This is a genomic window from Nocardia wallacei (assembly GCF_029868745.1).
In the GTDB taxonomy this organism is placed as follows: domain Bacteria; phylum Actinomycetota; class Actinomycetes; order Mycobacteriales; family Mycobacteriaceae; genus Nocardia; species Nocardia wallacei_B.
In genome coordinates this window covers 1-12014 of record NZ_JARWOP010000227.1, presented here as the reverse complement: position 1 = coordinate 12014, position 12014 = coordinate 1, and the positions used below count along the sequence as shown (strand labels likewise).

Here is a 12014-nt window from a genome sequence, read left to right as displayed (position 1 = left end):
TCCCGCAGGAAGCGCGGCCCTTCGTGTTGCCGGTGCTGGTGAAAATGGGGTGGGGCGAAAACTCGGATTGCAAGGTATCGTGCCCGCAGAAGAATCGGATGGGGCGGGGGCAACTGCGCCGCAACACCTTTCGGGTTGCGGCTGTTGCCCACAACTGGATCACGGGGAGGGGAGGCTCGATGGACGTCGCCGAGCACGCGTCCTTCGCGGGGTATCGCATCGAGCGCAAGCTGGGCTCGGGCGCGATGGGCACGGTCTATCTGGCCCAGCATCCGCGGCTGCCGCGCAAGGACGCGGTGAAGGTGCTGGCGGAATCGCATGCCGACGATGCCGCTTTTCGCGCGCGTTTCCTGCGCGAGGCCGAGATCGCGGCGGGATTGCAGCATCCGAACCTGGTGGCGGTCCGCGACCGCGGCGAGGACGAGGGCCGGCTGTGGATCGCGATGCAGTACGTCGACGGCGGCGATCTGGGCGATCTGATCCGCCGCGGCCCGGCCGTGCTGGACGTGGCCCGCGTGGTGCGCATCCTGTCCGAGGCGGCCGAGGGGCTCGACGAGATCCATCGGGCCGGGCTGCTGCACCGCGACGTGAAGCCCGCCAACATCCTGGTCGCCGAGCAACCCGGCGGCGCGGACCGCGTACTGGTCACCGACTTCGGCATCGCGCGCCCGGCCGACGACTCCACGACGCTCGCCGGTCCCGGCGGGCTCTCGGCCACGCTGGCCTACGCCGCGCCGGAGCAACTCAGCGGCGAACCGGTGGATCACCGCGCAGACATCTACGCGCTGGGTTGCACGCTGTACCAGATGCTCACCGGCTCGGTGCCGTTCCCGCGCCACAGCCCGGGTTCGGTGATGTACGCGCACCTGCACGAACCACCCCCGCGCCCGTCCGAACGCAACCCGCGGATCCCGGCGGCCTTCGACGCTGTCGTCGCCAAGGCGATGGCGAAGAAACCCGGCGACCGGTTCGCCACCTGCGGCGAACTCGCGGCCGCCGCGCGGGCGGCGGCGGCCGGGCACGGAACGGCCGGACGGCGACCGGGCCGGATGGTCGCGCTCGCCGCGGTGGTCGCGCTCGTCGTCGTGGTCGCGGCCGTGGTGTACGGGCTGCGGAGCTCCGAGTCCGGCGCACCGTCCCGCGCGGACCACCGTCCGGTGACGGGCACGATCGAGCCGAGCCAGTGGGGCACGTACGCGTATATCCCGCAGACGTTTCCGGATCTGCTGCCGCCGAGCCCGTACGGCGTGGGCTATCAGGAACTGACCAGCTGCACGCCGATCCTCGCGGGTGGCGAGGTCGGCGATCTCGACGCCGCGGTGCCGGTGGGTCATCTGCTGTGCCTGGGCAATCTGGATCCGGCCCTGCAGGTGGACGTCACCTGCAACGCCGACCGGTCGCCGATCGCGCCGAACCGCTCGTTCGCCGCCGTCGAGGGCGACGAGGCCTGGGCTCGCCCGACGGGGACGGGCCACTTGTTCTGGGGCACCGAGAATTTCACCGGCTCCCCGGCGGAGCGCCTGAACCGGCCCGCGGTGGGCGTGCTCGACGTGTACTTCGACGATCCCGACCGCAACTTCTGCCGGATGCATGTGCTCGGCGACGTGACCACCGGCGCCGAACTGCGCCGCCTCTGGTGGCCGGAGGCGCCGCTGTGAGGGTCGGAATCGTCTTGTTCACACTGCTGCTCGTCGCGGGTTGCGCGACCGACGGGCGTCCGCACGCGGCGTACCCCGATCCGCGATCGCTCGATGCCGGCGCCTACAGCGTCGCACCGCTCGACGAGCCGGCCAACGGCAACGAGCACTACGGCCGCGTGCTGGAATCGATGCGGATGGCCGAGGTGCTGATCGACCCGGCCGAAGCCGATGCGGCGCTGACCCACCTGCTGGGCGCCTCGCCGATGATGCCGCTGCCCGCACCGGCCAATGCGGCAGTGCTGCTGGCCAATCCGGTGCGTCCGGTGCTCGAGCGCGACGGCATGCTGGCCGGTGCCGCGGCCGCGGGGGCCGACGTCGATATCCCGTCGGGCCGTCCGGTGGTGGGTCGTTCGCGCCTGCTGACCACGATCGTGCTGCGCTTCCCGGACGCGGCCGCGGCGCAGCGCGCGGCGGGCGACATCGACGCGGTCGACGCCGCCGTCAATCCCGAGAACGTGCCGGTGCCGATTCCGGGACACCCTGCGGCACATGCCCATTGGCGGCCCACCGTACCGACCCTGGCGGCCACGATCGCGCAGGGCGACTACGTCGTCAGTGTGCTCGCCGGCCACACCGCACCGGACGCGGCGGTCCTCACCGGTCTGGCGGCGAAGGCGTTCGACGCGCAGTTCGCCCGCCTGCGCGACTTCGTGGCCACCCCGCGCGACCGGTTGGCGGCGCTGCCGCTGGACCTTGACGGCATGGTCCGCCGGATGGTGCCCGACGCGCCGGGCCGGTGGTCGTATCCGGCCGTGATGAGCACGAGCAAGGATCTCGACGCGGGCTGGAACGCACTGGTGCTGGGCCGGGGCGTGGTCTACGGGACGCGCGCGGCGTGGTTGTGGGGCGGCCGCAAGCAGCACGATCACCCGGTCGAGCTGATGGCGAACAACGGCTTCAACGCGCTCATGCGGTACGCGGACCCCGCGGCGGCCCGGCGCGCCTTCGACGAGTCGAGGCGCAAGGACACCGCGCAGACCGGCCTGCGGCCCGCGCCCGCTCCCGGCGGCGTACCCGACTCGGTGTGCTGGGAGAGCGCGCAACCGGACGCCCTGAAGATGACGAGGTTCATCTGCCGATTGGTGCACGACCGGTACACCGCGGCGATCGTCGGCCGGGAGTTGAAGACGACACAGCAGAAGACGGCGGCACAATACGGACTGTTGGTGAACGGCGGCTAGCTGATGTCCGAAACATTGCCTCCCGGAGTGGTTTTCGCCGGGTACCGGATCGAGCGAACCCTCGGTTCCGGCGGGATGGGCACGGTCTACCTGGCCGCGCACCCGCGACTGCCCCGCTTCGACGCCGTGAAGGTGCTGCCGGGAGAACTCGGCAAGGACCCCGAATACCGCGCCCGGTTCGCCCGCGAGGCGGAATTGGCCGCGCGCCTGGACCATCCGAATATCGTGGCGGTGCGCGACCGGGGCGTCGAGCACGGTTACCTCTGGATCGCCATGCAACTCGTCGACGGCATCGACGCCGCGGAGGCGTTGCGCCGCACACCCGGCGGGCTCGAGCCACGGCTCGCGGCGCACATCGTCACCGAGGCGGCCCGCGGCCTGGACGAGGCCCATCGCGCGGGCCTGCTGCACCGCGACGTGAAACCGGCGAATCTGCTGCTCGAGCCGCGCGGTGCGGAGCAGTTGCCGCGGGTGTACGTCTCGGACTTCGGTATCGCTCGGGGCGCCACCGACACCGCCGGGCTGACCGAGACGGGTTCGGTGCTGGCGACGGTGGCCTACGCCGCGCCCGAGCAGATCACCGGCGCGGCCGTCGACCACCGGGCCGATGTATACGCGCTGGGCTGCACGCTGTACGAATTGCTCACCGGCACAAAGCCGTTCCCGCGCCCGACCCCGGCGGCGGTGCTGCACGCCCATCTCGCCGATCCGCCGCCGCGCCCGACCGCGCACATGCCCGGCCTGCCGCCGGTGTTCGACGCGATCGTGGCGCGGGCGCTGGCGAAGAATCCGGCCGACCGCTACCCGAGCTGCGGCGCGCTGGCGGCCGATGTGACGTCGGCCGCCGGTGGCGGGGCGCCCCGGTACGCCCCGGTGTCCGTCCCGGTTGCGGCGTCGCGCGGGCCGGTGCGGCGGCGGCTGTACTGGGCGATGGCGTTGTTCGCCGTCGTCGTCACGGTGGTGGCCGCGGGTGTGGTCGCGGCGACGAGAGATACGACCGCGCCGCCCGTCGCGGTCCCGGCGTCCGATACCGCGGTGACCTCGGTGCGCGCCACGTCCGAGCGCCCGCCGCCGACCGGGAACAGCCCGTTGTCGTGGGGCGAGTACGACTACATCGTGCAGCCCTTCCCGAATCTGTTGCCCGCCAGTCCCGTTGCGGGTGGATATCAAGGGCTCCGATGCGTGGTGGTCGACGAGCAGATGAAGCAGGTGCCTCTCGTCGGCAAGCCGTACAACGGCCGGGCCATGCTGTCGTGCCAGGGGAACAAGAATCCGGTCGACTCGGTAGGGGTCATGTGCAATGCGAATCGCACGCCCACGACGGTGCACGCGTATACGGACGTGGCGGTCGTGGGTGACGAACGCTGGGAGCGCCCCACCGGCACGGGCCGGGTCATGTGGTCGGACGTGGCCGATCCGCGGCAGGGCGTCGTACAGATCCAATTCGACGATCCGGCACGCAATTACTGTCAGATCCATGTCTGGGGCGGCGCCTCCGGGCAGGAGGTCATGGACCGGTGGTGGCGCGATGCACCGCTGTGACGATGGCGGATTTCCCGGGACGGAGGGCGCATGACGCTCGATGAGGGCACGGTCATCGGCGGGTACCGGCTGGGCCGCCGGCTCGGCGACCGCGGCGGCGCAACGGTTTTCGAGGCGCGCGAGCAGAGCTCCGGCCGGCTGGACGAGATCACCCTTCGCGCCAGCGGCCACGACGACGAATTCCGGGACCGATACCGGCGCACGGCCGAGCGGGCGGCGGCGATCCGGCACCCGAACCTGGCCGCCGTGTTCGACGCCGGTGTCTACGACGGCCGCTTGTGGATCGCCACGCAGTACGTCGACGGAGTCGACGCCGCGGCGATGACCGACAGTGCGGGCGTGGACATCACGCGGGCGGCGCGCGTCGTGGCGGCGGTGGCCCGCGGGCTCGGCGAGGCGCACCGGGCCGGACTGCGGCACGGCGATGTGCGGCCCTCCGACATCCGGGTTGTCGAGCGGCCCGGGGCCCCGGATCACGTGGTCCTCACCGGTCACGGGATCGCCCGCGCCGCAACCGATCCCGTGGCGTTCCCGGCGCCCGAGCAGCGTGCCGGTGGCGCGGTGGACCACCGCGCCGACGTGTACGCGCTGGGCTGCACGCTGTACTCGATGCTGACCGGTGCGCCGCCGGATCCCGTTGCGCCCGTGCCGTCCCCGTCGCGGGCGAACCCCTGGGTACCCGCCGCGCTGGACTCGGTGGTGGCGCGAGCGACGGCGGACCGCCCGGAGGATCGGTATCCCGACGGCGGCGCGCTGGCCGCCGCGCTCGAGGCCGCGGTCGAGACGAACGCGGCAGCGCCGCCGCACCGGCCGTCCCGTCAGCTGCTGTGGTCCGCGGCCGTCGCCGTCACGGTGCTGCTGGTGGCGGTGGCCGTGACCGTGTGGGCGGTGACCGGACCCGACGAACAGTCCACGGCCGGGCCCGCCACCTCCACGGCGGCGCGATCGCCGGAACTGAAGGCGGCGCTGTGGGGCGCGTACGCCTATGTGGCGGATGCCTTTCCACAGCTGCTGCCGGTCTCGGTGGACGGAATCGGCTTCGACGAACTCACCCACTGCACGCCCGTGGACGACGGCTTGCACTCGGTGTCGCTGTACGAACCGGCGCGCATCGGCCGCGTGATGTGCGGTGGAAACAACGAACCGATAGTGGGGATCGTCATCGAATGTATGGCCGATCGGTCCCGGGTGAGCCCTCGTCCGGCGGACTGGGCCGTCGGCGGTGAGAGGTGGTCCCGGCCGACCGGATCGGGCCAGGTGCGATGGGGCGACTACCAGAACACCGAAGGCGCGCGCGTCGGCCGAGTCGAGGTGTTCTTCGACGACGCGGCCCGCAACTTCTGCAAGCTGCAGATCAGCGGGCGGGTCTCGGCGGCCGAGCTGCACGCGCGCTGGTGGCCGGGAGTGCCGGTATGACCGGGCGCGCGGGGGCGGGGAAGAGGGGAGACACGGTGCCACGTGTGCACGTGCGCTACCGGGCGGTCGTCTCGGCGCTGGGTGCGGTACTGCTGCTGGCGACTGGTTGCACCGTCGCGGGCAGTCCCGTCCGCATGGCGCCCGATCGCGCGGCCGTCGATATCGGTCCCTACGGTGTGACGCCACTGGTCGCGCCGCCCAACGACAACGAGAAGTACGGGCGGGTACTGGAATCGGTCCGGATGGGTGAGGCCGTGATCGACCCGGTGGAGATCGACCCGGCGCTCACCTTCGGGCTGGGCATCGCCGCCTCGGTGCCGATCCCGACACCCGCGAAGGCGGGATTCCTCGCGCAGCCGGTCCGCGCGGTGCTCGAACGGCGCGGCATGCTGGCCGGATTCTCCGTGGGCGGCATGGACACCGGGATCCCCGCGGAGGTGGCTGTAGGCCGGGCGCGGCTGCTGACCGTGCTGCTGTTGCGGTTCCCCGACGACGACGCGGCCCGGTCGGCGGCCACCGAGATCGACGCCGTCGACGCCGCCGTCAGCCCGGAGAACGTCCCGGTGCCGATTCCCGAACACCCTGAGGCACACGGGCATTGGCGGCCGACCGCGCCGACGTTGGCCGCGACCACGGCCGTGGGGCCCTTCGTGATCAGCGTGCTCGCGGGGGAGCGGTCCACCGACCTGGATGCGCTGCGCCGGATGGCGGGCTCGGCGTTCACCGCGCAGCGCGCGCGGCTGGCCGACTTCCGGCCCACGCCGCCGGACCGGTTCGCCACGCTGCCCCTCGACACCGACGGCATGCTCGCCCGCCTGCTGCCGGAGGCGCCCGGGGTGTGGCCGTGGCCCGCGGTGATCACCCGGCGCAACGATCCGAACGCGGGGTGGCTGACCAGTGTCACCGCGTCCGGCATCGTGCTGGGACCGCGGGCCTCGCACCGGTGGGGCAGCTGGCAGCGGCCCGCCGAGGGCATCGGTATGGTCCTCGCGCTCAACGGGCAGCACACCCTGTTGCGCCTGCCCGACGCGGTCGCCGCGCGCCGGGAGTACGACGACGCGGTTGATGAGCTGACCGAACCCGGCCAGCGGCAGACCGCCTCGCCCGCAGGCGTTCCGGACGCACGGTGCATGGAGTCGTTGTCCGGCTTGCAGTTCGGGCCGCGGTTCGCGTGCCGGATGCTCTACGGCAGGTACGAGGCGGTCGTGTTCGCCCGCACCCTCGCCGACGCCCACCACAAGATCTCGGCGCAGTACCTGCTGCTGGCGCGAAGCGAGCAGTGATGCGGGACAGGCTGATTCCCGGCACGGTCTTCGCGGGGTACGTGATCGAGCGGGTGCTCGGCGGCGGCGGGATGGGCACGGTGTACGTGGCCCGGCATCCGCGACTGCCGCGCCGCGACGCGGTGAAGGTGCTGTCGGCCGACCACAGTGCCGACGCGGAGTACCGGGCCCGGTTCGTGCGCGAGGCCGAACTGGTGGCGCGGCTGAACCATCCGAATATCGTGGCCGTGCACGATCGCGGCGTCGAGGACGGCCGGCTCTGGATCGCCATGCAGTATGTCGAGGGCGGCGACGCGGCGGGCCTGGTGCGTGGCGGCGCGATGCTTGCGCCCTGGCGCGCGGTGTCGATCGTGGAACAGGCGGCGCGCGGCCTGGACGAGGCGCACCGGGCCGGTCTGGTGCACCGTGACGTGAAGCCGGGCAATATCCTGATCGGCTCCCGCGCCGGTCAGCCGGACCGAGTCCTGGTGTCCGACTTCGGCATCGGCCGCTCCGTGGGCGACCCCACCGTGCTCACCGAGACCGGCGCGGTGGTGGCGACCATCGCCTACGCCGCGCCGGAACAACTCATGGCGGACCGGGTCGATCACCGCGCCGACGTCTACGCGCTCGGCTGCACGCTCTACGAGCTGCTCACCGGCGCGAAGCCGTTTCCGCGCGCCACCGCGGCGGCCGTGCTGCACGCGCACCTCGAGGACCCGCCCCCGCGCCCCACGGCGATCCGGCCCGAACTCCCGCCCGCGATCGACGCGGTCGTCGCCCGGGCGCTGGCGAAGCATCCCGACCAGCGGTACCCGAGCTGTGGTGCGCTCGCCGCCGACGCGGCGGCCGCGTTCGGCGCGCCGCGTGCCCCGGTTCCGCCCGCTCCGCGGCCGTCCGCCCCGCCGCCCGCGGCCGCGCCGGGACGACGGCGCGGACTACTGGTCGCGGGCGCCCTGCTGCTGGCGCTTGTCGCGGTGGTGGCGAGTGTCGTTGCGCTGACCCGGAATTCCACCGACGAGACTGTGGCGGCGGCGTCCACGACCACCATCTCGCCGCCGCGCCCGGCAGCGACGACGACGGCAGCGGCACGCAACACGTGGGGCAGTCACACCTATATGACGCAGGCCTTCCCCGGCTTGCTGCCGCCGACTCCCGATGCCGCCGGGTATCAGGGCATTCGGTGCGTGGCGCTGGGTGAGGACCAGCGCCCGGCCGACGTCACCGTTCCCGTGACCGGCGACACCCGGCTGAACTGCAACGGCGACAAGAATCCGATCGAAGTGCTGGTCGTGCGCTGCAATTCCGAACGTGTGCGCGTGCAAGACCCGGTCTACCAGCGCGGCACCACCTTTCGAGGCGACGAGCGCTGGCAGCGGCTGTCGGGCGCGGGCCGCATCGAGTGGGGCGACCTGGTCAACCCGCGCGGCGAACCCGCCGGCGCCCTCACCGTGACCTTCGAGGACCCCGGCCGGGATTTCTGTCAGCTGCTGGCGCTGGGCGGGCATTCCGGCCGCGACCTGCTCGATCGCTGGTGGGCGGGCGCACCGGTCTGAGCCACCGGAAGTATGGGGATGACACCGTCTGACCGCTCGCGCTAAAGTTTGGCCATGCGGCCAGAAAATAGTCCGGATGGCCAACAGCGGACGTTCATCGAGGAGGCGCGGCGGCGGCAGATCATCGCCGCCGCGGTCGAGGTGATCTCCGAATTCGGTTACGGCAACGCCTCGCTCGCGCGCATCGCCAAGCAGGCGGGGATCTCCAAGGGCGTCATCTCCTACCACTTCGACGGCAAGGACGACCTGATGGCGCAGCTGGTGGTCCAGCTGTACGTCTTGGGCGCCGAGCGGATCGCGCCGGCGGTGGAGGCCGCCGAGGGGCCCCGGGACAAGCTGCTCGCCTATATCCGAGCGAATCTGGCGTTCATCGACGACAACCGCGCCTACGTTGCCGCGCTGATGGATGTCGTGCTCAACCTGCGCGACGCGGACGGGCGGCCGCGGTTCGCCGGTGGCGAGGGCGAGCAGGAGATCATGCAACCGCTGGTGGACCTGATGGTCGAGGGTCAGCGGTCCGGGGTGTTCGGCGAATTCGATCCCGTCGCCATGGCCGCCTCGATCCGCGACTCCATCGACGGCGCGGCCGGGCGGGCGATCCACTCCGCGGATTTCGATATGACGAGTTACTCGGCACACGTGCGCCGGATCTACGATCTGGCCACCCGGAAGGAGGCCCGACAATGACGACCACGGTGAATACCGCCGCGCCACAGTCGGTTTCGCGAGACGAACCGCCACCTTTCGCGACCGTGCCGATCACGCTGGTGGTCGCGGCCGCCGCGGTGGCGCTGCTGCTGTCCATCGGCCGGTACGGCTTCTTCGGCGACGAACTGTACTTCCTCTCCGCCGGGCGGCGGCTCGCGGCGAGCTACGCCGACCAGGGCCCGGCGCTGCCCGCGATCGCCCGGCTGATGGACCTGGTAGCGCCGGGTTCGCTGGTGGCGCAACGCATTCCGGCCGTCCTGGTGACCCTCGCGGCGATCGTGGTGTGCGCGCAGCTCGCGCGCGAGTTCGGCGGGTCCCGCGGCGCGCAGACGCTGTCCGCCATCGCCTACGCCGGATCGCCGTTCCTGTTGGTACAGGGCACGCAGCTGTCCACCAACGCCATCGACACCGCGCTGTGGGTGGTCATCGGCTGGCTGGTGGTGCGGTGGGCCCGCACCCGCCGCGACCACCTGCTGCTGTGGGCCGCGGTGGTGACGGCGATCGATATGCAGGTGAAGTGGCTGTCGCCGTTCCTCTGGGCCGCGATCGCGGTCGGGGCGCTGGTGTTCGGTCCCCGGGAACTGCTGCGCCGCCCGGCGCTGTGGTGGGGCGCCGCGCTGGTCGCGGTGACGATGGTGCCCAGCCTGGTGTGGCAGGCGCGGCACGGTTGGCCGCAGCTCGGCATGGGCGCCCAAGTCGCGGCGGAGCAGGGTACCGTCGGCGGCCGGTGGACGTTCGTCCCGCTCGCCCTGCTGCTGGCCGGTGTGCTCGGCGTGCTGTTCGTCGTGGGTGGCAGCTGGGCTCTGCTGCGCTGGGAACCGTTGCGCCCGTATCGTTTTCTGGGTCTGGCGTTGCCGCTGCTGACGGTGGCCTTCGTGGCGATGAACGGGCGGCCCTACTACGTCGTCGGGACGTATGCCGTCGTGATGAGCGCCGGGGCGGTGTGGTGGACGAGCCGTCCGGGCCGGTGGCGGCGGGTGCCCGCGGTATCGCTCGCGGTGGCCTCGGTGCTCGTGGTGGTGTGGTCGCTGCCGTGGCAGCCGGAGTCGGAGATCACCCCGGCCGGTGACGACGCGTCGGCGGGGCTGGCCATCGGGCTGTACGGGAAATTCGGCTGGCCGGAACTGCGCGCGGGGGTGCGCGACGCCTACCGGTCCATCCCGGACCCGCAACGATCCCATGTCGTCGTGGTCGCCGACGGTTACTGGCAGGCCGCCGCGCTCGATGTCGACCGGGACGAGACGGGCCTGCCCGCCGTGTACAGCCCGAACCGCGGTTTCGGCTACTTCGGCGCCCCGCCGGACGCCGCGACGACGGTGCTCTGGGTCGGCGGCGACGAGTCCGATCTGCGGTCGCGGTTCGCCGAGGTGCGTGCGGTCGGCCGCGTGGATGCCCGGCTGGGTATGCCCGGCGTCACCCGCGACGTGACCATCTGGCGCTGCGACGGCCCGCGCGAACCCTGGTCGCGGGCCTGGGACGGCATGCTGCGCCTGGGCTGACCGGTGTGGCGGAAGGCGGCACTGCCGCCTCCCGCGTCGACTCAATTGTGCTGCGCCGTCACGCTTTCGAAGACGACATCGGTGGACGGCGCGCCGTCGCCGGAGCCGTCCTTGGTGCCGCCCGCGGCGATGTTCTGCAGCACGTCCATCCCGGCGCTCACCCGGCCGAACGGCGTGTAGTTCGCGGGCAGGCGGCTGTCGGAATAGACCAGGAAGAACTGGCTGCCATTGGTGTTCGGCCCGGCATTGGCCATCGCCACGGTGCCGGCGGGATAGGTGGCCCCGGCCAGGTTCTCGTCGTCGAAGCGGTAGCCCGGGCCGCCGCTGCCGGTGCCGGTGGGATCGCCGCACTGCAGCACGAAGATGCCCTCGGTGGTGAGGCGGTGGCAGCGGGTGTGATCGAAATACTGCTCGCCGGAAAGGAAGACGAAGGAATTGACCGTGCGCGGGGCGCGCGCGGCGTCGAGATCGACGGCGATGGCGCCGCAGTTCGTCTGCAGCGTGGCCGCGTACGGATAGCCCGGATCGATCGTCAGCGCGGGCTCGGCGGGCCACTGCTTGCCGTTGGGCTGTGCGCCGGAGGAGGTCATGCAGCCGGGTGCGCTGGTGTGCAGCGGCTCGGGCGCCGCGGCGGCCCGCCCGGTGACGAGGATCGCGATCGCCACGCCCGCCGCGACGAGGCCCGCCCGCCGCAACGCCTTGCGCTGCTTGCGAACCGGGGTGCTGTTTCGGTCGGTCTCGGGCTGTGGGAATTGCGGAACACTACTCACCGGGGCGGTTCTCCTTGGAGTCGGAACGCGGGGACGATTTCGCCCGGCATCATTCCACGATGTCGCCGCGGTGGGGGAGGAAGCGCGGAATCGATCGTGTCGCCGGTGCCGCGTCCCGGATCGGGGTTAGAGTATCCGGCACGTTGCTCGTCGGTGACCACCGATCCGGCGCCGGGCGCCGGTCCAGAACGGAGCAGGGATGAAACGCATCGCATTCGGTGTGGCCGGGCTGTGTACCGCGATCGCGGGGGTGGGCGCGGCGGGCGGGGGGCCCGCCCCGGGGGCGGGTGCCCCCCGCGGCTACTGCGCGCCAAAGGGGGGGGGCAACCACCCCCCCGGGGCCCCCCCCGGGGCCCGCACGGGGGGGGGGCCGGGGGGGG

At 72.2% G+C, this 12014-nt stretch carries 9 protein-coding genes; 8 read left to right on the top strand and 1 reads right to left on the bottom strand.

Features of this window, described 5'->3' with window-relative positions; all coding sequences use genetic code 11:
• The first annotated feature begins 179 nt into the window (after positions 1–179).
• From QH470_RS19375 to QH470_RS19340, 8 genes are read left to right on the top strand one after another with little or no spacing between them, the layout of a single operon-like run.
• Positions 180–1658, top strand: coding sequence for a serine/threonine-protein kinase (locus QH470_RS19375; protein ID WP_280273804.1), 1479 nt, complete (start codon positions 180–182; stop codon positions 1656–1658).
• Positions 1655–2881, top strand: coding sequence for a DUF7373 family lipoprotein (locus QH470_RS19370; protein ID WP_280273803.1), 1227 nt, complete (start codon positions 1655–1657; stop codon positions 2879–2881). The genes QH470_RS19375 and QH470_RS19370 overlap by 4 nt, the downstream gene beginning before the upstream one ends.
• A gap of 3 nt (positions 2882–2884) precedes the next feature.
• Complete coding sequence (locus QH470_RS19365; RefSeq protein ID WP_280273802.1) at positions 2885–4423, top strand: serine/threonine-protein kinase; 1539 nt, start codon at positions 2885–2887, stop codon at positions 4421–4423.
• Between the two features lie 30 nt (positions 4424–4453).
• On the top strand, positions 4454–5839 hold the full coding sequence (locus QH470_RS19360) for a serine/threonine-protein kinase (protein ID WP_280273801.1): 1386 nt from the start codon (positions 4454–4456) through the stop codon (positions 5837–5839).
• Between the two features lie 35 nt (positions 5840–5874).
• Positions 5875–7122: a DUF7373 family lipoprotein gene (locus QH470_RS19355; protein ID WP_280273800.1), complete on the top strand. Its 1248-nt coding sequence runs from the start codon at positions 5875–5877 to the stop codon at positions 7120–7122.
• Positions 7122–8657 (top strand): serine/threonine-protein kinase, encoded by a 1536-nt coding sequence (locus QH470_RS19350; protein ID WP_280273799.1) that lies wholly within the window; start codon positions 7122–7124, stop codon positions 8655–8657. Before QH470_RS19355 ends, QH470_RS19350 begins: the two co-directional genes overlap by 1 nt.
• Positions 8658–8711: 54 nt before the next feature.
• Positions 8712–9344: a TetR/AcrR family transcriptional regulator gene (locus tag QH470_RS19345; protein ID WP_280273798.1), complete on the top strand. Its 633-nt coding sequence runs from the start codon at positions 8712–8714 to the stop codon at positions 9342–9344.
• A complete protein-coding gene (locus QH470_RS19340) occupies positions 9341–10864 on the top strand; it encodes an ArnT family glycosyltransferase (protein ID WP_280273797.1) in 1524 nt (507 codons plus the stop codon). The genes QH470_RS19345 and QH470_RS19340 overlap by 4 nt, the downstream gene beginning before the upstream one ends.
• Before the next feature lie 41 nt (positions 10865–10905).
• On the opposite strand, the gene QH470_RS19335 is transcribed toward QH470_RS19340, so the two are convergent.
• Positions 10906–11634 carry a peptidylprolyl isomerase gene (locus QH470_RS19335; RefSeq protein ID WP_280273796.1) on the bottom strand — a complete coding sequence of 243 codons (729 nt, stop codon included), beginning with the start codon at positions 11632–11634 and terminating at the stop codon, positions 10906–10908.
• Between the last annotated feature and the right edge of the window lie 380 nt (positions 11635–12014).